Here is a 22656-nt window from a genome sequence, read left to right as displayed (position 1 = left end):
TTGTACGACGCGATATCGAGGCATGCGCCAAGGCATTCGCGCGCAAATGCCACAGGCATAACTGGCCCGAAACAAACGTAGGAGCGGGTTTACCCGCGAAGCGCCGCGCGGGCGGCGCTCGATTTCACAGGCGCAGCAGGTACGACGACAAATACATGGCAGTCATCGTATCTCTTGAGGGGAAGAAAAAAACGATCGCGGAGACAGGCACAAGCCCGCCGCCCGATTCCACGGGAAGTGTTCTGGGACCAGCAGAGGGTGACCGGGGAAACGGGGGCGGCCTTGCACCGCCCCGCGATCAAAGCAGAGGAAACTGAAGGTCAGGCCGCGTGCTGACGCTTGGTTTGCGCCTTGCGTACCTGGGCCCGGCAAGCGTCGCCGAAAGCCTGGAAGATCTTTATGGAATCAGGGTTCTTCGCCGCTTGCCATTCGGGGTGCCACTGCACGGCGAACAGGAACGGCGAAATGCTTGGCGCGTGAATCGCTTCGACCAGGCCGTCTTCGGCACGGGCGATGGCTTCAATACCGGCGCCGAGCTTGTGCAGGCCTTGGCCATGCAGCGAGTTGACGCGAATCTCGTCGGTACCCAGGGTGTCGTGCAGCCAGCTGCCCAGCTGGATCTTCACCCCATGCACCTGGGCGTACTGCACTTCGACCGGGTCTTCGGGGTTTTCCCGGTGGTCATTGAACCCAGGTTCGGCATACACCTTCTGGTAAATGTCACCACCCAGGGCTACGTTGATTTCCTGCATGCCACGGCAGATGCCGAAGATGGGCAGGCCACGCTTGATCGCCGCCTTGACCAGCGGAATGTCGAACAGGTCGCGGTTTTGGTCCTGGCCTTTGCCTGGGGTCTGGTTTTCCTGGCCATACAGGGCTGGGTCGATGTTGCTGCCAGCGCCAGTCAGGTACACGCCGTCGGCCATGTCCAGGTAGGTCTCGAGGTCTTCAGTGCCGAAGCAGGTGGGCACCAACACCGGGACGCAATCGGAGAACTCGACCAGCGGGCTAATGTATTTGTGGGTCATGACCTGATAGTCATGGCCTTTGCGCTCTTGGGTGCCCATGGTCATCAGGACGACGGGTTTGCGCAGGGAAGGTTGCTTGTTGCCAATGTTGCTGTTGGACATATGTCACCTTGGGACAGGTTCGACCTGTCGTTGTTGTGCAGGCGCACGGCGCGGGGCCCTGAGTGCTGCCTGTGGCCCCGAGCACTGCCGGCTCGTCAGAGGCGACGATTCCGGTCGGGGCTTGTAGATAGCTTGCCAGAGCCGTTCGATATGTCAAACGACGGAAGCGGGCTTTAACGCGGGGAATACGCCGTTTTTTGGGGGCTGAAACCGATGCGGGCCTGTGGCGGCGTGGGTTTGGCAGGGGCTGCGGTCAATAATATTTAACGATGCAGTTGGGTCATTGCAGCGGTGCAATGAGTAGGTGACTTGAAGTCACCTCGGTCCTGTGGGAGCAACTGTCTTGCTCAACTTCTAAAAGCTGGCGCGATCCCTGTGGGAGCGGGCTTGCCCGCGAACACGGGCGAAGCCCGTGCCATGCACGGCGGTGTCTTCTTCGCGGATAAACCCGCTCCCACAGGCTTTCAATCAATGCAGGATCTGCGCCAGGAATGCCTTGGCCCGCTCGGTGCGCGGCTGGTTGAAGAACACCTGCGGCGGGCTGTCCTCGATGATCTGACCCCCCTCAAGGAACAGCACCCGCTCGGCTACCTGCCGGGCAAAGCCCATTTCATGGGTGACGCACAGCATGGTCATGCCCGTCCCAGCCAACTGCACCAATACATCCAGCACTTCGGCGACCATTTCCGGGTCCAGCGCCGAAGTGGGCTCGTCGAACAGCATGATCCGCGGCTTCATGCATAGCGCCCGGGCGATTGCCACGCGCTGCTGCTGGCCGCCGGACAGCTGGCTGGGGTATTTGTGCGCCTGGCTTTCGATGCCGACTTTGCTCAGGTACATGCGTGCCCGCTCCTCGGCGTCCTTGCGTGACAGCCCGCGCACGCTGGTGGGGGCCAGCAGGCAGTTGTCGAGCACGCTCATGTGCGGGAACAGGTTGAAGTGCTGGAACACCATACCGATGTCGCTGCGTACCTGTGCCGCCTCGCGCGTGGTGGCCGCCAGGTCGATGCCGTCCACCTGGATGCTGCCCTGCTGGGCGACTTCCAGGCGGTTGATGCAACGGATCAGGGTCGACTTGCCCGAGCCGGACGGCCCGCACAGCACGATGCGTTCGCCTTCGCGCACCTGCAGGTCGATGTCGCGCAGCACGTGGAACGCGCCATAGTGCTTGTTCAGGCCTTCGATGCGGATCAGCACCGGACGTGGGTCGGGTTCGGGGGCAAGGGTGGCAAGGCTCAGTGGTGCGGTCATCTTGTTGTTCTCCCGCATGGGTTCAGTCGAAACGGGTCGCGCTGTAAGGCGCGGGGTCGGTGAAGGGGGGCTCGCCAGTGAGCAGCTCGGCCAGCAGCCGGCCGCAGACCGGGCCCAGCGTGAGGCCGTGATGGGCATGGCCGAAGTTGAACCACAGCCCTGGGTGGCGCGGCGCCGGCCCGATCACCGGGCGCATGTCGGGCAGGCAGGGGCGGCGGCCCAGCCAAGGCGTGTCGTCCAGGCGCTCGCCGAGGGCCGGGAACAGCTTGCGCGCCAGGGCCTCGCAGCGGCCCAGCTGGATCTGGTTGCCAGGCGCACTGGCTGCGTCGAACTCGATGCCGGTGGTCAGGCGCACACCACGCGCCATCGGCGCCAGAACATAGCCACCTTGGGTGTCACAGATGGAGTGCTCCAGCTGAGCGCCGTCACGGGTGCTGTAGTGCATGTGGTAGCCCCGCTTGATTGCCAGCGGGATCTGGTAGCCCAGGCCGCTGAACAGGTCGGCCGACTGTGGGCCGAGGCAGGCCACCACTTCGTCAGCAGTGATCGGGCCGCGACGGCTCTCTACCCGCCATTGGCCATTGGCCTGGCGCAGGCTGCGCGCATCGCCATGCACGAACTGCCCGCCGCGTTGCAGGAACAGCGCCGCATAGCCACGGGTGAGCGCGCCGGGGTTGTTCACGGTTTTCGGGTCGAGCCAGTGGATGCCACCGACCACGGTGGCGTCCAACTGGTGTTCACGAGCCTGTAGTTGCCCGCATTCGAGGATTTCGAATTGCAAGCCGTAGCGGCTCAGGCCCTTGGCATCGGTTTTTGCCTGCTCGAACAGCGCTGGGTCGCGGAACACTTCGATCCAGCCTTTGGCTTGCACCAGACTTTCCAGGCCGGCAGCAGCGATCAGCGCGTCATGCTCTTCGACACAGCGCTGCACCAGCGGCAACATATCGGCGGCGGCGCCGGCCAGACGCCCGGGTGCCGACTGGCGCCAGTAGCGCCACAGCCACGGTGCGGCCTTGGGCAGGTGCGTCAGGCTGTAGCGCACATCGGGCTGGCGGTTCAGGCCGTAGCGCAGCAGTGCGCTCAATTGCCGCGGAAAGGCATAGGGGATGACACTGGAGCGCTCGATCAGCCCGGCGTTGCCATGGCTGGTGCCGCTGCCCGGTTCGTCGCGGTCGATCAGAATTACCTGGCGCCCGCGTGCCTGCAGGTGCAGCGCGGTGCTGACGCCGACGATGCCGGCGCCAAGGACAAGGGTCTGGCAATGCATGAAACGTATCCTTCGGTCAGTTCAGGTGGCGGCCCAGGCGGGCTTCCAGGTGTTTCAACAGGCGCCGCACCAGTTCGACGATCACCAGGTAGAGCACGGCGGCCCACAGGTAGATCTGGAAGTCGAAACTGCGCGAGAAGGCCAGTTTGGTCACGCCCATCAGGTCGTAGATCGTCACCAGCGAGGCGATCGCACTGGCCTTGATCATCAGGATCAGTTCGTTGCCCAGCGGGCCGATGGCCACCAGCAGCGACTGCGGCAATATCACCTTGAAGAAGGTGGTCGAGCGTTTCAGGTTCAGCGCCCGCGCCGCTTCATGCTGGCCAGGCGCAACCGCCATCAGGCTGCCGCGGAAAATCTCGGCCTGATAGGCGGCGGTGTTCAGGGTGAACGCCAGCAAGGTGCAGAACCACGCTTCGCGGAAGAACCACCACAGGCCGACGTCCTGCCAGAAGCCCTTGAGCGAACCCAGGCCGTAATACAGCAGGAACAATTGCGCCAGCAGCGGCGAGCCGCGGAAGAAGTACACGTAGCCGGCAGCCATGCGCTGCAGCAACAGGCTGCGAGACATGCGCGCAAGTGCCAGCAGAAGGCCGAGCACAGCGCCCAGGCTGAAGGAAATTGCCACCAGCTTGGCGGTGACCAGCAGGCCGTCGATGAAGCGTGGGCCGTAGCGCTCCAGCAGGTCGGGGTCGAGCACCATTGCCAGCAGTTGATCGAAGCTCATGCGCGTGCTCCTTGCAGGTGGCGGTTGCTGCGCCGTTCGATGTAGGCGAACACGCGCCCGGACAGTGCTGCGAACAGCAGGTAGCCCAGGCAGGCGACGCCGTAGAAGAACATCGGCTCCTTGGTTACGCTGACCGCCAGATTGGTCTGGCGCATCAGGTCGACCAGCGAGATGGTCGACACCAGCGAGGTGTCCTTGAGCAGCGACAGCCAGTTGTTGGACAAGCCGGGCAGGGCGATGCGGGTCAGTTGCGGCAGCAACACCTTGAAGAAACCGGTGCGCTTGCTCAGGCCAAGCGCCGAGCAGGCTTCCAGCTGGCCCTTGGGCAGGGTCTTGAAGGCGGCCAGCCAGATCTCGCTGGAAAACGCGGCGAACACCAGGCTGAAGGCGATCATCGCGGCGAGGAAGGTGTTGATGATGAACTCACCTTGATAACCCATGGCGGCGAGGATCTTCTGCGCGGCGATCTGGCAGCCGTAATAGATGATCAGCAGCGTCAGCAGCTCGGGCAGGCCGCGGAACACGGTAGAAAAGGTGGTGGCCCAGGCCCGTGGCAGGCGTTTGCGTGAGCGCGCCGCCAGCGCGACCACCAGGCCCAGTGGCAGGCCGATGGGCAGGCAGGCCAGGGCCAGGGAAACGGTAACCAGCGCGCCGGCCAGCAACGCCTGGCCCCAGCCTCCGCTGGCGAAAGACAGCAAGGACAATTGATCGAGCATGACGAACCTCTTGGGCAGGTTATGCGGCCTTGTGGGAGCGGCCTTGCGTCGCGATAGGGCTGCGTAGCGGCCCCAGGGTTTATGCAACTGCAGAGATTATCGGGGCCGCTACGCGGCCCTATCGCGACGCAAGGCCGCTCCCACAGGGCGTTCGCACAACTTCCTGAAGATCAGTTGTAGATATCGAAAGCAAAATACTTGCTGGCGATCTTCTGATAGGTACCGTTGGCCACGATCTGTTGCAGCGCGGTATTCAGGCGCTGGCGCAGGGCTTCGTCGTCCTTGCGCACAGCGATGGCGGCATCGGCCTTGGTGTCGGCCACGTCGCCAAGGATCTTGCAGCAATCCCCACCGTTCTTGTTCATCCACTCGTGCAGCGGGAATTTGTCGGCAATCACGCCGTCCAGGCGGCCGGCCGCCAGGTCTGCGTTGGCTTCGTCCATGGTCGGGTACAGTTTCACGTCGGCACCAGCCTTGCCATACACGTCTTCGGCGTAGATGGCCTGGGTGGACGAAGACTGCGCACCGACGGTGTAGCCGACAAAGTCGGTCTGGGCGCTGTCGATCTTGCTGTCCTTGGCAACCGCCACGGTCAGGGGCGTGCGGTAGTAGCGGTCGGTGAAGGCGATCTTCTTGCGTCGCTCTTCGGTATCGATCATCGACGCTACCACCGCGTCATACTTGCGCGCCATCAGGGCGGGGATGATGCCTTCCCAGTCCTGGGCCACCAGCGTGCATTCGACTTTCATCTGTTCGCACAGGGCATGGGTGATGTCGACATCGAAGCCATGCAGCTTGTTATCGGCGTCTACATAGTTGAAGGGCGGGTAGGCACCCTCGGTGGCGAACCGCAGGGTTTCAGCGCTGGCGGCACCCGCCAGCAGCAGGGCGCACGCACCCACCAAGGCCATGGACTTGTTCATCTCTGCACCTCATTGCACTCTTGCTATTGTTGTTTGCCCGTCGACCACGAGGTGTAGCCGACGAATTCGTTATGTAGAGCGGCAGTTGCTTCCAAGCGTTTTTCAACATCTGGCCCGAGCTTCTTGCAGACCTCGTTGACCATCAGATGCACCCACGACAACATCGTCGAGGTGGATTCCCAGAACAGGTTGAACTCGGTGGGGATGCGGAACACCTCGTCGGCATTGGCATCCGCCCAGTCACAGAAAGTGTCGGTCACCAAGGTGACCGCAATGCCAGCCTCGCGCGCCTTCTGGCACAGCATCAGGGCATGGCGGGAATAACGGCGCGCCTCGAACACCACCAGAGCGCTGTCTTCGGCACGGCCCAGCAGCACTTCGCCGAAGTGCCCGGCGCTGATGTCGACCAGTTGCACACCATCGCGCAGGTATTGCAGCAGGTGGCTCATGCACATGGCGATGCCACGCTCGGTCTGGAAGCCGGCGATGAACACTCGCGGTTTGCTCGCCAGGCGTTGCGCCACGTTGTGCCAGGCCGGGCTCTGGCGGTACTCGTGTACGCGCACCAGGGCGGCGATTTCCAGCTCCAGGCTGCCGGCGTTGTCGCTGGCGTCCTGGTTCTGGCGGTAATCTTGCAAGCGATCACCCACCAGCCACGGGCCATCGCCCAGATCGTTCTGCAGGTCCTGCTTAAGCGCCTTGAGGTGGGCATAACCCAGTGAGCGACAGTAGCGCCCGACGCTGGATTCGCTGACGCCCAGCTTGGCGGCAATGCTGGCCGAGGTCTGGAACGGCAGTTCGTGCAGGTTGGCAAGCATGTAGGTGGCGATCTTGCGACCCGAGGCAGCGGCCCCTTCGAGGCTGTTTTCCAGGCGTTGCTTGATCAGTTGGCTCATGCTGCGGCTCCAGGGGTGAGGCTTGGGAAGAAAATGAATGTTTTCTGTCATCAAGTCAACATTTGACAGATTGCTGTCACATGAAGGAAAGTTTTTGTCGTTGCAACGCTGTAGCCATTCCAAAATCAACAAGGAGCTTCAGATGTCCGCACCTGCCACCAGCACCGTTGTGCGCATGCCGTTTACCGAGCTGCAAAGCCTGTTGCAGGCCATTTTCCAGCGCCATGGGTGCAGCGAGGCCGTGGCCCGGGTGCTGGCCCACAACTGCGCCAGCGCCCAGCGTGATGGCGCCCATAGCCATGGGGTGTTCCGCATGCCCGGTTATGTCTCGACCTTGGCCAGCGGCTGGGTCGATGGCCAGGCCACGCCACAGGTCAGCGACGTGGCCGCCGGTTATGTGCGTGTCGATGCTGCGGGCGGTTTTGCCCAGCCAGCACTGGCGGCGGCCCGTGAGCTGTTGGTGGCGAAGGCACGCAACGCAGGCATTGCCGTGCTGGCGATCCACAACTCGCACCACTTCGCTGCGTTGTGGCCGGATGTAGAGCCGTTCGCCGAAGAGGGCCTGGTAGCCCTCAGCGTGGTCAACAGCATGACGTGCGTGGTGCCGCATGGTGCGCGCAAGCCACTGTTCGGTACCAACCCCATCGCTTTTGCTGCGCCTTGCGCTGAGCATGACCCGATTGTTTTCGACATGGCCACCAGTGCCATGGCCCATGGCGATGTGCAAATTGCCGCGCGTGCCGGCCAGCAATTGCCGGAGGGCATGGGGGTGGACGCCGATGGCCAGCCGACCACCGACCCAAAGGCGATTCTGGAAGGCGGCGCCCTGCTGCCATTTGGCGGGCACAAGGGCTCGGCGTTGTCGATGATGGTCGAGCTGCTGGCGGCGGCGCTGACCGGCGGTCATTTCTCCTGGGAGTTCGATTGGTCCGGGCATCCGGGGGCGAAAACGCCATGGACCGGGCAGTTGATCATCGTCATCGACCCAGGCAAGGCCGAGGGCGAGCGCTTTGCCCAGCGCAGCCGCGAACTGGTGGAGCAGATGCAGGCAGTCGGGCTGACCCGCATGCCGGGTGAGCGGCGCTATCGTGAGCGTGAGGTGGCCGAAGAGGAGGGGGTGGCAGTGACCGAGCAGGAGTTGCAAGGCCTGAAAGAGCTGCTTGGCTGATCTGGCCCTTTCGCGGGTTAACCCACAGGTGCCTGAGCTGTTCCCAGGCTGTGCGCTGAACCCGTAGGAGCGGGTTTACCCGCGAAGAATCCAGCACGAATTTCCAGCCATGCAATGTTGCATAGACAACCTTGCACAATAGTGGATGTTCCTGAGCCCTCTCTCCGGGTATGCTCAGGGCTGACTTTCCGTACCGTCCTGATCCAAGGAGCTGCACGCTGTGTTCAAACATGTCGATGCCTATGCCGGCGACCCGATCCTCTCGTTGATGGAAACCTTCAAGGCCGACCCGCGCGCCGACAAGGTCAACCTGAGTATTGGCCTGTACTACGATGAGGCCGGCGTGGTGCCGCAACTGGCGGCGGTGGATGCGGTGGAAAAACGCATTGCCGGTCAGGACCACGAAGCCTCCCTGTACCTGCCGATGGAAGGCCTGGCCAGTTACCGCCAAGCCATTCAGGCGCTGCTGTTCGGTGCCGATCACCCGGCCGTGACCGGCGGCCGGGTGGCCACCGTACAGACCGTGGGTGGCTCCGGCGCCCTGAAGGTCGGTGCCGACTTCCTCAAGCGCTACTTCCCGCAGTCTGAAGTCTGGGTCAGCAACCCGACCTGGGACAACCACCGCGCCATCTTTGAAGGTGCAGGCTTCAAGGTCCACACCTACCCGTACTTCGACCAGGCCACCCGTGCCGTGGACTTCGACGGCATGCTGGCCACCTTGCAGAGCCTGCCGGCCAACAGCGTGGTGCTGCTGCACCCGTGCTGCCACAACCCTACCGGTGCCGATCTGGAGCAGCACCAGTGGCAACAAGTGGTCGAAGTGGTCAAGGCGCGCCAGCTGATCCCATTCCTCGACATCGCTTACCAGGGCTTCGCCGAAGGCCTGGTAGAAGACGCCTACGCTATCCGCGAAATGGCCCGTGCGGGCGTTCCGTGCCTGGTCAGCAACTCCTTCTCGAAAATCTTCTCGCTGTATGGTGAGCGGGTGGGCGGCCTGTCGGTGGTGTGCGATGACGAGGCCACTGCCCAGAGCGTGCTTGGCCAGCTGAAGGCCACCGTGCGCCGCAACTACTCCAGCCCGCCCAACTTCGGCGCCCAGCTGGTTGCCGGCGTACTGAGCGATGCTGGCCTTAATGCCCAGTGGGCCGAAGAAGTCGAAGTGATGCGCAAGCGTATCCTTGACATGCGCCAGGCGCTGGTCGATGCCCTGGCCGTGCTGCTGCCGGGCCAGGACTTCCAGTTCTTCCTGCGCCAGCGCGGCATGTTCAGCTACACCGGCTTCAGCGTCGAGCAGGTACGTCGCCTGCGTGACGAGTTCGGCGTTTACCTGATCGACAGCGGCCGTGTGTGCATGTCCGGCCTGCGCCCGGCCAACCTGCAACGGGTTGCCGAAGCGTTCGCTGCCGTTCAGAAGTAACTCGCCAGCCACGGACCCTCCTGCGGGGCGCGGTTGGACTTTGTGGGAGCGGCCTTGCGTCGCGAAAGGGGTGCGGAGCGCCCCCACGATTGCAGCTTTGCCGCTGACATTGCTGGGGCCGCTTTGCGGCCCTATCGCGACGCAAGGCCGCTCCCACAGGCGGCCCCACAGGCCCCCAGGCCGCTACATTCCATCGAACGACACCAGCAATGCCTTCCGCTTGTAAAGACAAGTGCAACCGCTCCTCGGAAAAGGGCTTCGCAAGTGCAACCTTTCCGTGCACAATCGCGCCCCTCTTTTCCGGTTGAGTTGGGCGAAACGTCTATTTCGCCATTCTCAGCCTGTTGCAGTCTTGCGAGTGGAGCTTCACCCGGAATGAATGAGCAGGCCCCAAGCGTTGAACAACGCTTTGCAGAATCGACCCCCGCCACCCTAGGCACCTGGGCGCGTCAAGACACCACCTGGATGCTGGGCCTGTTCGGCACAGCCATCGGCGCCGGGACACTGTTCCTGCCGATCAACGCGGGCCTTGGCGGCTTCTGGCCGCTGCTGATCCTGGCCGTGCTGGCCTTCCCGATGACCTATTTCGCCCACCGCGGGCTGACCCGTTTCGTCCTTTCCGGGCGCGATGGCGGCGACATCACCGAAGTGGTCAAGGAGCATTTCGGCGTCACCGCCGGCGCCTCGATCACCGTGCTGTACTTCTTCGCGATCTTCCCGATCCTGCTTATCTACAGCGTGGCGCTGACCAACACCGTGTCCAGCTTCATGGAACACCAGCTGCACATGCAGCCGCCGCCACGGGCAATCCTGTCATTCGTGCTGATTCTCGGCCTGCTGGCCATCGTGCGCTGCGGGGAGCAGGCCACGGTCAAGGTCATGAGCCTGCTGGTCTACCCGTTCATCGTCGCTCTGGCGTTGTTGGGCCTGTACCTGGTGCCGCACTGGACCGGTGGCATTCTCGACAGTGCCACAGAGGTGCCGCCGGCCTCGGCCTTCCTGCACACCCTGTGGCTGGCCATTCCGGTGATGGTGTTCTCGTTCAACCATTCGCCGATCATTTCGGCCTTTGCCGTCGACCAGAAGCGCCGTTACGGCGAGCACGCCGACGAGCGTAGCGGCCAGATCCTGCGTCGTGCCCACCTGCTGATGGTGGCGATGGTGCTGTTCTTCGTGTTCAGCTGCGTGCTCACCCTGAGCAGCGCCCAGCTGGCCGAAGCCAAGGCGCAGAACCTGTCGATCCTGTCGTACCTGGCCAACCACTTCAGCAACCCGACCATCGCGTTCGCTGCGCCGTTGATCGCCTTCGTGGCCATCGCCAAGTCGTTCCTCGGCCACTATATCGGTGCCAGCGAAGGCCTGAAGGGCATCATCGCCAAGACCGGTGCGCGTCCGGGCGCCAAAGCCCTGGACCGCGTGGTCGCTGCACTGATGCTGGTGGTGTGCTGGATCGTTGCCACGCTCAACCCGAGCATTCTCGGCATGATCGAGTCGCTCGGCGGCCCGATCCTCGCGGTGCTGTTGTTCCTGATGCCGATGTACGCCATTCGCCGTGTGCCATCGATGCGCAAGTACAGCGGTGCGGCCTCCAACGTGTTCGTCGTTGTGGTCGGCCTGGTTGCGCTGACTTCGGTGGTGTACGGCCTTGTAAGCTGATTCACCCGTTTCATTCAAGAATGCCCGGGGCGCTTGTCGTCACCCGGGCATTTTTCTGCCTGATCAAGGTTTCAACAGCGTTGCATTCCATCGTTCTTGGTGCGTGCAAGCAGCCACCACCCGCAAAGGCTGACCACCACGAACAGCATGCCCAAGCCTGCCGGTAGCTCGCTTTCCAAAGCTGCGACCACACTGCTCGTCAAACCGGCACCGGCGAACAGCAATGTCGCATTGAGCGACGCTGCCGCACCTGCCTGACGCGGATAGCGCGCCAAAGCCTGGGTTGTTGCGGCGGGGCGTACCAAGGTTGTCCCGGTGGTACAGACAATCATCGGCAGTAGAACCCCCAGCACAGATAAACCTGCTACCCGCCCCCACATCAAAAGGGTAATGCCCGCAGTACTTATAAGCAGCAAGCCTGCTTTTATTTGAGTTTGCGGGCTTACGCGACTGTTCAAGTAGGTCGCAGCCATGCCGCCGGCGATGTATGCCAACCCATAGCCGATAAAGACCAGAGAGAATTGATAGGCCGTCAGCTCCAGCCTGCCCATCAGCAGCAAGGGCGCTATGACGATAAAGGAAAAATGGCAGGCAAAGGCGAGGCTGGACAGCATGGAATGCGCGAGATAGTCCGTGTCTCGCAGCATCACCCGATAACTGGACATGCTTGGCGCCCGGTCGCGCGCCGCAGGTGTGTCATGAAGCAGCACACACGATAAAAGTGAAACGATTGCAGCGATGATCACGAATACCGTAAAGCTTGCCTTCCAGCCAAACGACTGTTGAAGCAAAGCACCTGCCAGCGGTGACAGGGAGATGAACAACCCGCTCGCGCTTGTTAACAGGATGCGCATGGCATTGCGTTGTGTACCGCTGTAGAGGTCCTGCACAAGCGCCTGGCCTAGCACGAGGCTGCCGCAACCCAGGGCCTGCACCAAGCGAAAGGCCATGAACGTTTCATAATGGGTTGAAAATACGCAACCGAGCGCCCCCACAATGGATACGCTCAACCCAGCGAGCAACAAACGCTTGCGCCCGATGCCATCCGACAGTGGGCCGATCACGATTTGCGCCATGGCCACACCAACAGCAAAAAAGCTCACCGAGTACGCAATCTGTTTTGTGTCGACTCGAAACTCATTGGCCAGCGCAGGGAATGACGGGAGGATCACGTCCAGGGGAAACACACCCAGCAGACATAACAGAATCAGCAGCGTCGAACACAGATAGCGCCGAAGCGAACCAGCGGGGCGGTGCACGCTGCTAACCACGGGCCAGGCTGGCCGGTTTTTCAGGTCTCGTGTTGGTAGCGTTCATCTATGTATTCCCCTTGTTGTCAGGCGTCTGATGGTAGCGCTGCCTTGAGGATGCACAAGCCGAACTCAGTGGCGAAATTTCTGATAGCGTTGTAGGTTTCTGCCGAGGGCTTATTGGCAGCCGTGAAGCAACTGGCCGTGACAGTCGGGGGTCGTCATTTTGTCCACAAAAATCGTCCGGCAATAGAACAATTTCACCTGCCCCCATAGGCACCCGGCTGCCTTCATGCTTAACTCAGTGTCCTTTTCAAACCCCGCATAAGGATTTCGTCATGGCTCAAGTGACCCTCAAAGGCAACCCGGTCCAGGTCAACGGCAACCTGCCACAGGCCGGCGCCCAGGCTCCGGCTTTCTCCCTGGTAGGTGAAGGCCTGGCTGACAAGTCGCTGAAAGACTACGCCGGCAAGCGCAAGGTGCTGAACATCTTCCCGAGCGTCGATACCCCGACCTGCGCCACCTCGGTGCGCAAGTTCAACGCCCAGGCCAACGACGTCGCCAACACCGTGGTGCTGTGCATCTCGGCTGACCTGCCGTTCGCCCAGGCACGCTTCTGCGGCACTGAGGGGCTGGACAACGTGAATAACCTGTCGACCCTGCGTGGTCGCGAGTTCCTCGAAAACTACGGCGTAGCCATCGCCGACGGCCCGCTGGCCGGCCTGGCCGCCCGCGCCGTGGTGGTGCTGGACGAGAACGACAAGGTGCTGCACAGCGAACTGGTTGGCGAAATTGCTGACGAGCCGAACTACGAGGCGGCGCTGGCTGTACTGAAGTAAGGATTGCGTGGGGCAGGGCGGGCGTCTGTAGCCTGTGATGGCCTCTTCGCGGGTAAACCCGCTCCTACAACGTGCGGCACAGTTTTCAAAGGCTGTGACATCCCCGTAGGAGCGGGTTCACCCGCGAAAGGGCCAGACCAGGCAACCGAACCTTCAGGCCCGTCACCGCTCCAAGCAACACCCTGTAACGGCCCGGAACACGTTCCGGGCCGTTTTCATTTAAAATTCCGCCTCTTGGCAACGTCAGGCAAAGGTAAACCTCTGGTAAAGGCCCTTTGCTAAAACGATGGCAGTGCTTATCGTTCATCCTCCCCAAGTCGTCATTCCGAACAAGGTTCGTTCAACCCATGCAAGCGTCCAATTCCCGTTCCCTCCGTCGCTGGCTCGTCGGCCTGCTGATCCTGCTGCTGGTGGCTGCACTGGCCTGGTGGCTGTGGCCCGCAGCGACGCCTGCGCATAAAGAAGCCAGTGGCGGGCGCGGTGGCAAGGGCATGATGGGCGGTCGGCCAGGTTTTGGCGGTTCCAGCGACCCGGTGCCGGTACGCGTCGTGCCGGCGCGGACAGGCGACTTCCCGCTCTACTACAAAGCCTTGGGCACGGTCACCGCGACCAATACAGTCAATGTGCGCAGCCGCGTGGCTGGCGAACTTGTGAAAATCCACTTCAAGGAAGGCCAGCGCGTCAAGGCCGGCGATCTGTTGGCCGAAATCGACCCGCGCCCTTATCGCATCGCCCTGCAGCAGGCCGAAGGCACCTTGGCGCAGAACCAGGCGCAGTTGAAGAACGCTCAGGTTGACCTGGCCCGCTATAAAGGCCTGTACGCCGAAGACAGCATCGCCAAGCAAACCCTGGACACCGCCCAAGCCCAGGTTGCGCAGTTCCAGGGGCTGGTCAAGACCAATCAGGCGCAGGTCAACGACGCCCGCCTGAACCTCGATTTCACCCAGATCCGTGCGCCGATCAGTGGCCGGGTGGGCCTGCGCCAGCTCGATCTGGGCAACCTGGTAGCCGCCAACGACACCACCGCGCTGGTGGTGATCACCCAGACCGAGCCGATCAACGTCGCCTTCACCCTGCCGGAAACCGAACTGAGCACTGTGCTGGAGCGCTACCGCAGTGGCGCCAGCCTGCCGGTCGAGGCCTGGGACCGCAGTGACAGCAAGCTGCAGTCCACCGGTGTGCTGGGCAGCATCGACAACCAGATCGACACCACCACCGGCACCCTGAAGTTCAAGGGCCGCTTCGAGAACAAGGACCTGGCCCTGTTCCCCAACCAGTTCGTCAACGTGCGCTTGCTGGCCGACACCCTCAAGCAGGTGGTCATGGCCCCGGCCGCAGCCATCCAGTTCGGCAACGACGGCACCTTCGCCTATGTGGTCAACGAGCAGAGCACCGTCAATGTCCGCAAGCTGAAGGTGGGCGCCAGCGATGGCGAGAACAGCGTCATTCTCGACGGCCTGAAGGCCGGCGACCGCCTGGTGCTGGAAGGCACCGACCGCCTGCGCGAAGGCACCCAGGTGGAAGTGGTCGAAGACAGCTCGCAAGTGCCGACCAGCCCAGGCCAGCACCTGCAAGGGCAGGAAGCCAAGGGTGCGGCCCAAACAACAGGTGAAGCACAACCTGGCAACGCAGCAGGCAAGGCGGGCGCATGAACCTGTCGCGCCTGTTCATCCTGCGCCCGGTCGCCACCACGCTGAGCATGCTGGCCATCGTGCTGGCCGGCCTGATCGCCTACAAGTTGCTGCCGGTTTCCGCCTTGCCGCAGGTGGATTACCCAACCATTCGCGTCATGACCCTGTACCCCGGCGCCAGCCCGCAGGTGATGACCAGCGCCGTCACCGCGCCACTGGAGCGCCAGTTCGGCCAGATGCCGGGCCTGGAACAGATGGCTTCGACCAGTTCTGGCGGCGCGTCGGTGCTGACCCTGCGTTTCAACCTCGACATGAACATGGACGTTGCCGAGCAACAGGTACAGGCCGCGATCAACGCCGCCAGCAACCTGCTGCCCAGTGACCTGCCGGCACCGCCGGTGTACAACAAGGTCAACCCGGCCGACACCCCGGTGCTGACCCTGGCCATCTCCAGCAAGACCATGCCGCTGCCCAAGCTCAACGACCTGGTCGATACCCGCGTGGCGCAAAAGCTTGCGCAAATCAGCGGTGTGGGCATGGTCAGCATTGCCGGTGGCCAGCGCCAGGCGGTACGCATCAAGGTCAACGTCGACGCCCTGGCGGCCAATGGCTTGAATCTGGATGACGTGCGCACGCTGATCGGTGCCTCCAACGTCAACCAGCCCAAAGGCAACTTCGACGGCCCGACCCGGGTGTCGATGCTCGATGCCAACGACCAGCTGCGCTCTCCCGAGGAATACGCCAACCTGATCCTGGCCTACAACAACGGTGCGCCGCTGCGCCTGAAGGATGTGGCCGAAATCGTCGATGGCGCTGAAAACGAGCGGCTGGCTGCCTGGGCGAACGAGAACCATGCTGTGCTGCTGAACATCCAGCGTCAGCCGGGTGCCAACGTGATCGAAGTGGTCGACCGCATCAAGGGCCTGCTGCCGTCGATCACCGACAACCTGCCGGCCGGCCTCGATGTGTCGGTGCTGACCGACCGCACCCAGACCATTCGCGCCGCGGTCAAGGACGTGCAGCACGAACTGCTCATCGCCATCGTTCTGGTGGTGATGGTCACCTTCGTTTTCTTGCGCCGCTTCAGCGCCACCCTCATTCCGTCGATTGCCGTGCCGCTGTCGCTGATCGGGACGTTCGGGGTCATGTACCTGGCCGGGTTCTCGGTCAACAACCTGACACTCATGGCCCTGACCATCGCCACCGGCTTTGTGGTCGATGATGCCATCGTCATGCTGGAGAACATCTCCCGGCATATCGAAGAGGGCGAGACGCCCATGCAGGCGGCGCTCAAGGGCGCCCGACAGATTGGCTTCACCCTGATTTCGCTGACCTTCTCGCTGATTGCGGTACTGATCCCGCTGCTGTTCATGGCGGACGTGGTCGGTCGCCTGTTCCGCGAGTTCGCCATCACGCTGGCTGTGGCGATCCTGATTTCCCTGGTGGTGTCCCTGACCCTGACGCCGATGATGTGCGCGCGTCTGCTCAAGCGCGAGCCCAGGGAAGAAGAGCAAGGCCGCTTCTACCGTGCCAGTGGCGCCTGGATCGACTGGCTCATCAAGCACTACGGCAGTGCCCTACAGTGGGTGCTCAAGCACCAGCCGCTGACCCTGCTGGTGGCGGTGGCCAGCCTGGCGCTCACGGTGCTCCTGTACATGGTCGTGCCCAAGGGCTTCTTCCCGGTGCAGGACACCGGGGTGATCCAGGGTATTTCCGAAGCGCCGCAGTCCACCTCGTTCGCCGCCATGAGCGAACGTCAGCAGGCCCTGAGCAAGGTCATCCTGCAAGACCCGGCCGTGCAAAGCCTGTCGTCCTACATTGGGGTAGACGGCGACAACGCCACGCTCAACAGCGGTCGCCTGCTGATCAACCTCAAGCCCCACGGCGAGCGCGATGTCAGCGCCAGCGAAGTGATCAGCCGCCTGCAGCCGCAAGTCGACCGGCTGGTGGGCATCCGCCTGTTCATGCAGCCGGTGCAAGACCTCAGCATCGAGGACCGGGTCAGCCGTACCCAGTACCAGTTCAGCTTGTCGTCGCCGGACGCCGACCTGCTGGCGCAGTGGAGCGGCAAGCTGGTGCAGGCGCTGCAGCAGCGCCCGGAACTGGCCGATGTGGCCAGCGACCTGCAGGACAAGGGCTTGCAGGTGTACCTGGTGATCGACCGTGATATGGCCAGCCGCCTGGGGATCAGCGTGTCGCAGATCACCAATGCCCTGTACGACGCCTTCGGCCAGCGGCAGATCTCGACCATCTACACCCAGGCCAGCCAGTACCGCGTGGTGTTGCAGTCCCAAGACGCCGCCACGATCGGCCCGCAGGCGCTGGAGTCGATCCACGTCAAGGCCACCGATGGCGGTCAGGTGCGCCTTTCGGCGCTGGCGCGGATTGAGCAGCGTCAAGCGCAGCTGGCTATTTCCCACATTGGCCAGTTCCCGGCGGTGACCTTGTCGTTCAACCTGGCCCACGGCGCATCGCTGGGCGAAGCCGTGCAGGTGATCGAGCAGGTGCAGAAGGACATCGGCATGCCGCTGGGCGTGCAAACCCGCTTCCAGGGTGCGGCCGAGGCCTTCCAGGCGTCGCTGTCGAGTACCTTGCTGCTGATTCTGGCGGCGGTGGTGACCATGTACATCGTGCTGGGGGTGCTGTACGAAAGCTACATCCACCCGGTCACCATCCTCTCGACCCTGCCGTCGGCGGCGGTCGGTGCCTTGCTGGCCTTGCTCATCAGCGGTAACGACCTGGGCATGATCGCCATCATCGGCATCATCCTGCTGATCGGTATCGTCAAGAAGAACGCGATCATGATGATCGACTTCGCCCTGGAGGCTGAGCGCAATCAGGGCATGAGCCCGCGTGATGCCATCTACCAGGCGGCGCTGCTGCGCTTCCGGCCGATCCTGATGACCACCCTGGCCGCGCTATTTGGTGCGGTGCCGCTGATGCTTGCCACCGGTTCCGGCGCCGAGCTGCGCCAGCCACTGGGCCTGGTGATGGTCGGCGGGTTGCTGGTCAGCCAGGTGCTGACGCTGTTCACCACTCCGGTCATCTACCTGTACTTCGATCGCCTGGCCCGCCGCCTGCGCCCGGCCACTGACGTGAAGCAGGCCCAGGCATGAACCTGTCCGGGCCTTTCATCCGTCGCCCGGTGGCGACCATGCTGTTGAGCCTGGCGATCATGCTGCTGGGCGGGGTCAGCTTTGGCTTGCTGCCGGTGGCGCCACTGCCACAAATGGACTTCCCGGTGATCGTGGTATCGGCGAACCTGTCTGGTGCAAGCCCCGAGGTCATGGCGTCCACTGTGGCCACACCGCTGGAGCGCAAGCTGGGCAGCATCGCCGGCGTCACTACGCTCACCAGCAGCTCCAACCAGGGTTCGACACGGGTAATCATCGGCTTCGAGTTGGGCCGTGACATTGATGGCGCAGCCCGTGAGGTGCAAGCGGCGATCAACGCAACCCGCAACCTGCTGCCCAGTGGCATGCGCAGCATGCCCACCTACAAGAAGATCAACCCGTCGCAGGCGCCGATCATGGTGCTGTCGCTGACCTCGGATGTGTTGCAGAAAGGCCAGCTGTATGACCTGGCCGACACCATCCTTTCACAGAGCCTGGCTCAGGTATCGGGGGTAGGGGAGGTGCAGATCGGTGGCAGTTCGCTGCCGGCCGTGCGCATTGCCGTCGAGCCGCAATTGCTCAACCAGTACAACCTGTCGCTGGACGAGGTGCGCACTGCGGTGTCCAACGCCAACCAGCGCCGGCCCATGGGCTTTGTCGAGGACGCCGAGCGCAACTGGCAGGTGCGGGCCAACGACCAGTTGGAAAGCGCCAAGGACTATGAGCCGGTGGTGATTCGCCAGCAGAACGGCACCATTCTGCGCCTGTCTGACGTGGCGACCGTCACCGACGGTGTTGAAAACCGTTACAACAGCGGTTTCTTCAACGACCAGGCAGCGGTGCTGCTGGTGGTCAACCGCCAGACTGGCGCCAACATCATCGAAACGGTCGACCAGATCAAGGCGCAGCTTCCGGCACTGCAGTCGCTGCTGCCAGCCAGCGTGCAACTGAACGTGGCCATGGACCGCTCGCCCGTGATCAAGGCCACCCTCAAAGAGGCCGAGCACACCCTGCTGATCGCCGTGGTGCTGGTGATTCTGGTGGTCTACCTGTTCCTCGGCAGCCTGCGCGCCTCGCTGATCCCCAGCCTGGCGGTGCCGGTATCGCTGGTGGGTACGTTCGCGGTCATGTACCTGTGCGGTTTCTCGCTCAACAACCTGTCGCTGATGGCGCTGATCCTTGCCACCGGGCTGGTGGTGGACGATGCCATCGTGGTGCTGGAAAACATCTCCAGGCACATCGAGAACGGCCAACCGCCGATGAAGGCGGCCTACCTGGGCGCCAAGGAAGTGGGCTTCACCTTGCTGTCGATGAACGTGTCGCTGGTGGCGGTGTTCGTCTCCATCCTGTTCATGGGTGGCATCGTGCGCAACCTGTTCCAGGAGTTTTCCATCACCCTGGCAGCGGCGATCATTGTCTCGCTGGTGGTGTCGCTGACCCTGACACCGATGCTCTGCGCCCGCTGGCTCAAGCCGCACCAGGCCGAGCAGAGCCGCCTGCAGCGCTGGAGCGACAAGCTGCATCAGCGCATGGTTGCTGCCTATGACCGCAGCCTGGGCTGGGCCCTGCGCCACAAGCGCCTGACCCTGCTCAGCCTGCTGGCCACCATCGGCGTCAACATCGCCCTGTACGTGGTGGTGCCCAAGACGTTGATGCCCCAGCAGGATACCGGCCAATTGATGGGCTTCATCCGGGGCGACGACGGCCTGTCGTTCAGCGTGATGCAGCCGAAGATGGAAATCTACCGCCGGGCCTTGCTGGCCGACCCGGCAGTACAGAGCGTCGCCGGTTTCATCGGTGGCAACAGCGGTACCAACAACGCTTTTGTGCTGGTGCGCCTGAAACCGATCAGCGAGCGCAAGATCGATGCGCAGAAGGTGATCGAGCGCCTGCGCAAGGAACTGCCCAAAGTGCCCGGCGGGCGCCTGTTCCTGATGGCCGACCAGGACCTGCAACTGGGTGGCGGTGGGCGTGACCAGACCTCTTCGCAGTACCTGTATACCCTGCAAAGCGGCGATCTTTCGGCATTGCGCGAATGGTTCCCCAAGGTGGTCGCGGCGCTGCGTGCACTGCCTGAGCTGACCGCCATCGACGCCCGCGATGGTGCTGGTACCCAACAGGTGACGCTGGTGGTCGACCGTGACCAGGCCAAGCGCCTGGGCATCGACATGGACATGGTCACCGCGGTACTGAACAACGCCTACAGCCAGCGGCAGATCTCCACGATCTACGACAGCCTCAACCAGTACCAGGTGGTGCTGGAGATCAACCCGAAATACGCCTGGGACCCGAGCACGCTGGAGCAAGTGCAGGTGATCACCGCCGACGGCGCCCGGGTGCCGCTGTCGACCATCGCCCACTACGAGAACAGCCTGGCCAACGACCGGGTCAGCCACGAAGGCCAGTTCGCTTCGGAAGACATCGCTTTCGACGTCGCCGAGGGCTACAGCCCCGACCAGGCCATGGCGGCGCTGGAGCGCGCGGTGGCCAAGCTGGGCTTGCCCGAGGAGGTGATTGCCAAACTCGGCGGCACTGCCGATGCCTTTGCCAAGACCCAGCAGGGCCAGCCATTCATGATCCTTGGCGCACTGCTGCTGGTGTACCTGGTGCTGGGCATTCTGTATGAAAGCTACATTCACCCGCTGACCATTCTCTCGACACTGCCTTCGGCGGGCGTCGGAGCCTTGTTGGCGCTGTACGTCACCGGTGGCGAGTTCAGCCTGATCTCGTTGCTGGGGCTGTTTCTGTTGATCGGGGTGGTGAAAAAAAATGCCATCCTGATGATCGACCTGGCCTTGCAGCTGGAGCGCCATCAGGGCTTTTCGCCGGAAGAGTCGATCCGCCGGGCCTGCCTGCTGCGCCTGCGGCCGATCCTGATGACCACCCTGGCGGCGATCCTTGGCGCATTGCCGTTGCTGCTGAGCCAGGCTGAAGGCGCAGAAATGCGTCAGCCGCTGGGCCTGACCATCATCGGTGGCCTGGTGTTCAGCCAGATCCTCACCCTTTATACGACGCCGGTGGTTTACCTGTACCTGGACCGCCTGCGCCACCGTTTCAACCGTTGGCGCGGCGTGCGCACCGACGCCGCCCTGGAAACCCCGCTATGACTTTTGCCCAGACCCCACTTCATCGTGCCCTGCAAGCACTGGCCCGTGGCCGTGGCTCGCGCCTGCTCGGCGCCGGGTTGTGCCTGGCCTTGCTCAGTGCCTGCACCCTGAGCCCCGATTACCACCGCCCCGAGCTGAACAGCACGGCGGCGCAGTTCAAGCACGCCGAAGGCTGGACCCAGGCCTCGCCGTCCGACGCCATCGCCCGCGGCGCCTGGTGGGAAATCTACGGCGATGCCGGGCTCAACGCGTTGGTCGAAGAGCTCAACCGCAGCAACCAGACCGTGGCGCAATCAGAAGCCCAGTATCGCCAGGCCCAGGCGCTGGTGCGCAGCAGCCGTGCGGCGCTGTTCCCCAGTCTGGACCTGAGCGCCAGCAAGAACCGCTCGGCGCAGGGAACCGGCAGCTCCAGTTCCAGCCTGTCCAATAACAGCAGTGGCATTCGCAACACCTACAACGCCCAGTTGGGCGTGAGCTGGGAGATCGACCTGTGGGGCAAGCTGCGCGAAACCCTGAATGCCAATGAGGCCAGTGCCGAAGCCAGTTTCGCCGACCTTGCGTCTATCCGCCTGAGCCAGCAGTCGGAACTGGTGCAGAACTACCTGCAATTGCGGGTTATCGATGAGCAGAAGCGCTTGCTGGAAGCCACCGTGGCGGCTTATGAACGCTCACTGCGAATGAACGAAAACCAGTACCGTGCCGGGGTCGCCGGCCCGGATGCCGTGGCCCAGGCCCGCACCCAGCTCAAAAGCACCCAGGCTGACCTGATCGACCTGATCTGGCAGCGTGCGCAGTTCGAAAATGCCATCGCCGTGCTGCTGGGCAAGGTTCCGGCCGACTTCGCCCTGGCCGACAGCAAGGCTATTCCCGCGTTGCCGCAAATACCGGTTTCGCTGCCTTCGCAACTGCTGGAGCGCCGCCCGGACATCGCTGCGGCCGAACGCAACGTGATGGCGGCCAACGCCAACATCGGGGTCTCGCGGGCAGCCTACTTCCCGGACCTCAGCCTGAGCATGAGTGGCGGGTATTCCAGCAGCAGCTTCAGCAACTGGATCGAGCTGCCCAACCGCTACTGGTCGGTAGGCCCGCAGTTGGCGCTGACCCTGTTCGACGCCGGCAAACGCAGCGCCGAGGTCGACCGCACGGTGGCCGTGTATGACCAGACGGTGGCGCAGTACCGCCAGACCGTGCTGGACGGCTTCAGGGAAGTGGAAAACCTGCTGGTTCAGCTGAAGGTGTATGGCGATGAAGCCGTGGTGCGCCAAGAGGCGCTTGATGCTGCCCGCGAGTCGTTGCGCCTGACCGAGAACCAGTACCGCGCCGGGCTGATCGGCTATCTGGATGTGGTCAACGTGCAAACCACGGCGCTGAGCAACGAGCGCAGCGTGCTGAACCTGCTGCAAGGGCGCCTGGTGGCCAGTGTGCAACTGGTGGCTGCGTTGGGCGGCGGCTGGGATGCAGAGCAGGCGTTTGCCGAGCAGAATTGACCACGCGCAGAGGGGGGCATTTGCGGTTATTGGGCCCATCCCCATTCGCAAAAACCCCGTGCGTTTCGCTTAAGCTTG

16 protein-coding genes are annotated in these 22656 nt (G+C 63.0%); 8 read left to right on the top strand and 8 right to left on the bottom strand.

Translation table 11 applies throughout. From position 1 onward, the window contains the following. Window positions 1-320: 320 nt before the first annotated feature. The 7 genes from ACYCCG_RS23130 to ACYCCG_RS23100 all read right to left on the bottom strand — a co-directional run bounded on the left by ACYCCG_RS23130 (window position 321) and on the right by ACYCCG_RS23100 (window position 6910). Entirely contained in the window at window positions 321-1130 is an 810-nt protein-coding gene (locus tag ACYCCG_RS23130) for a gamma-glutamyl-gamma-aminobutyrate hydrolase family protein (RefSeq protein WP_459671888.1), read from the bottom strand. A 468-nt stretch (window positions 1131-1598) separates the two neighbouring features. Then, on the bottom strand, window positions 1599-2381 hold the full coding sequence (locus ACYCCG_RS23125) for an amino acid ABC transporter ATP-binding protein (RefSeq protein WP_010954443.1): 783 nt from the start codon (window positions 2379-2381) through the stop codon (window positions 1599-1601). Window positions 2382-2403: 22 nt separating this feature from the next. Further along, window positions 2404-3648, bottom strand: a complete 1245-nt coding sequence (locus tag ACYCCG_RS23120; RefSeq protein ID WP_176683277.1) for an NAD(P)/FAD-dependent oxidoreductase — start codon at window positions 3646-3648, stop codon at window positions 2404-2406. A 16-nt stretch (window positions 3649-3664) separates the two neighbouring features. Further along, window positions 3665-4375, bottom strand: coding sequence for an ABC transporter permease (locus ACYCCG_RS23115; protein WP_176683278.1), 711 nt, complete (start codon window positions 4373-4375; stop codon window positions 3665-3667). Continuing rightward, window positions 4372-5091, bottom strand: a complete 720-nt coding sequence (locus ACYCCG_RS23110; protein WP_021781693.1) for an ABC transporter permease — start codon at window positions 5089-5091, stop codon at window positions 4372-4374. Before ACYCCG_RS23110 ends, ACYCCG_RS23115 begins: the two co-directional genes overlap by 4 nt. 170 nt (window positions 5092-5261) lie before the next feature. Further along, window positions 5262-6014 (bottom strand): transporter substrate-binding domain-containing protein, encoded by a 753-nt coding sequence (locus tag ACYCCG_RS23105; RefSeq protein WP_176683280.1) that lies wholly within the window; start codon window positions 6012-6014, stop codon window positions 5262-5264. Window positions 6015-6037: 23 nt separating this feature from the next. Beyond that, window positions 6038-6910, bottom strand: a complete 873-nt coding sequence (locus ACYCCG_RS23100) for a MurR/RpiR family transcriptional regulator (protein WP_012052078.1) — start codon at window positions 6908-6910, stop codon at window positions 6038-6040. 142 nt (window positions 6911-7052) lie between these two features. On the opposite strand from ACYCCG_RS23100, the gene ACYCCG_RS23095 reads away from it, so the two are divergent. The 3 genes from ACYCCG_RS23095 (at window position 7053) to ACYCCG_RS23085 (ending at window position 11151) form a co-directional block, all read left to right on the top strand. Then, window positions 7053-8078: an Ldh family oxidoreductase gene (locus ACYCCG_RS23095; RefSeq protein WP_176683281.1), complete on the top strand. Its 1026-nt coding sequence runs from the start codon at window positions 7053-7055 to the stop codon at window positions 8076-8078. A 220-nt stretch (window positions 8079-8298) separates the two neighbouring features. Continuing rightward, entirely contained in the window at window positions 8299-9495 is a 1197-nt protein-coding gene (locus tag ACYCCG_RS23090) for an amino acid aminotransferase (RefSeq protein ID WP_459671880.1), read from the top strand. 375 nt (window positions 9496-9870) lie between these two features. After that, the gene (locus tag ACYCCG_RS23085; protein WP_176683282.1) at window positions 9871-11151 is read left to right on the top strand and encodes a serine/threonine transporter; all 1281 of its coding nucleotides are present in this window, start codon (window positions 9871-9873) and stop codon (window positions 11149-11151) included. 71 nt (window positions 11152-11222) lie between these two features. Here ACYCCG_RS23085 and ACYCCG_RS23080 read toward each other — a convergent pair whose 3' ends face one another. Continuing rightward, window positions 11223-12410: a Bcr/CflA family efflux MFS transporter gene (locus ACYCCG_RS23080; protein ID WP_339444162.1), complete on the bottom strand. Its 1188-nt coding sequence runs from the start codon at window positions 12408-12410 to the stop codon at window positions 11223-11225. A 329-nt stretch (window positions 12411-12739) separates the two neighbouring features. Here ACYCCG_RS23080 and tpx point away from each other — a divergent pair, with 329 nt between their 5' ends. The 5 genes from tpx (at window position 12740) to ACYCCG_RS23055 (ending at window position 22578) form a co-directional block, all read left to right on the top strand. Next, window positions 12740-13240 (top strand): thiol peroxidase, encoded by a 501-nt coding sequence (gene tpx / locus ACYCCG_RS23075; RefSeq protein WP_176683284.1) that lies wholly within the window; start codon window positions 12740-12742, stop codon window positions 13238-13240. A 347-nt stretch (window positions 13241-13587) separates the two neighbouring features. After that, complete coding sequence (locus ACYCCG_RS23070) at window positions 13588-14892, top strand: MdtA/MuxA family multidrug efflux RND transporter periplasmic adaptor subunit (RefSeq protein WP_209965398.1); 1305 nt, start codon at window positions 13588-13590, stop codon at window positions 14890-14892. Next, window positions 14889-17987, top strand: coding sequence for an MdtB/MuxB family multidrug efflux RND transporter permease subunit (locus ACYCCG_RS23065; protein WP_209965400.1), 3099 nt, complete (start codon window positions 14889-14891; stop codon window positions 17985-17987). Before ACYCCG_RS23070 ends, ACYCCG_RS23065 begins: the two co-directional genes overlap by 4 nt. Beyond that, complete coding sequence (locus tag ACYCCG_RS23060; RefSeq protein ID WP_209965402.1) at window positions 17984-21091, top strand: efflux RND transporter permease subunit; 3108 nt, start codon at window positions 17984-17986, stop codon at window positions 21089-21091. Before ACYCCG_RS23065 ends, ACYCCG_RS23060 begins: the two co-directional genes overlap by 4 nt. Further along, window positions 21088-22578: an efflux transporter outer membrane subunit gene (locus tag ACYCCG_RS23055; protein ID WP_209965404.1), complete on the top strand. Its 1491-nt coding sequence runs from the start codon at window positions 21088-21090 to the stop codon at window positions 22576-22578. Before ACYCCG_RS23060 ends, ACYCCG_RS23055 begins: the two co-directional genes overlap by 4 nt. The last annotated feature ends 78 nt before the right edge of the window (window positions 22579-22656 follow it).

The sequence above is a fragment of the Pseudomonas sp. VEM90 genome (assembly GCF_054611535.1).
The sequence above is the reverse complement of the archived record's forward strand: the minus strand, read 5'-3'. Positions and strand labels throughout refer to the sequence as shown.

Coding starts and splice junctions, on each gene's coding strand:
- ACYCCG_RS23065 (WP_209965400.1), top strand. CDS start 14,889: ATGAACCTGTCGCGCCTGTTCATCCTGCGCCCGGTCGCCACCACGCTG.
- ACYCCG_RS23115 (WP_176683278.1), bottom strand. CDS start 4,375: ATGAGCTTCGATCAACTGCTGGCAATGGTGCTCGACCCCGACCTGCTG.
- ACYCCG_RS23125 (WP_010954443.1), bottom strand. CDS start 2,381: ATGACCGCACCACTGAGCCTTGCCACCCTTGCCCCCGAACCCGACCCA.
- tpx (WP_176683284.1), top strand. CDS start 12,740: ATGGCTCAAGTGACCCTCAAAGGCAACCCGGTCCAGGTCAACGGCAAC.
- ACYCCG_RS23060 (WP_209965402.1), top strand. CDS start 17,984: ATGAACCTGTCCGGGCCTTTCATCCGTCGCCCGGTGGCGACCATGCTG.
- ACYCCG_RS23085 (WP_176683282.1), top strand. CDS start 9,871: ATGAATGAGCAGGCCCCAAGCGTTGAACAACGCTTTGCAGAATCGACC.
- ACYCCG_RS23110 (WP_021781693.1), bottom strand. CDS start 5,091: ATGCTCGATCAATTGTCCTTGCTGTCTTTCGCCAGCGGAGGCTGGGGC.
- ACYCCG_RS23105 (WP_176683280.1), bottom strand. CDS start 6,014: ATGAACAAGTCCATGGCCTTGGTGGGTGCGTGCGCCCTGCTGCTGGCG.
- ACYCCG_RS23095 (WP_176683281.1), top strand. CDS start 7,053: ATGTCCGCACCTGCCACCAGCACCGTTGTGCGCATGCCGTTTACCGAG.
- ACYCCG_RS23070 (WP_209965398.1), top strand. CDS start 13,588: ATGCAAGCGTCCAATTCCCGTTCCCTCCGTCGCTGGCTCGTCGGCCTG.
- ACYCCG_RS23120 (WP_176683277.1), bottom strand. CDS start 3,648: ATGCATTGCCAGACCCTTGTCCTTGGCGCCGGCATCGTCGGCGTCAGC.
- ACYCCG_RS23130 (WP_459671888.1), bottom strand. CDS start 1,130: ATGTCCAACAGCAACATTGGCAACAAGCAACCTTCCCTGCGCAAACCC.
- ACYCCG_RS23100 (WP_012052078.1), bottom strand. CDS start 6,910: ATGAGCCAACTGATCAAGCAACGCCTGGAAAACAGCCTCGAAGGGGCC.
- ACYCCG_RS23055 (WP_209965404.1), top strand. CDS start 21,088: ATGACTTTTGCCCAGACCCCACTTCATCGTGCCCTGCAAGCACTGGCC.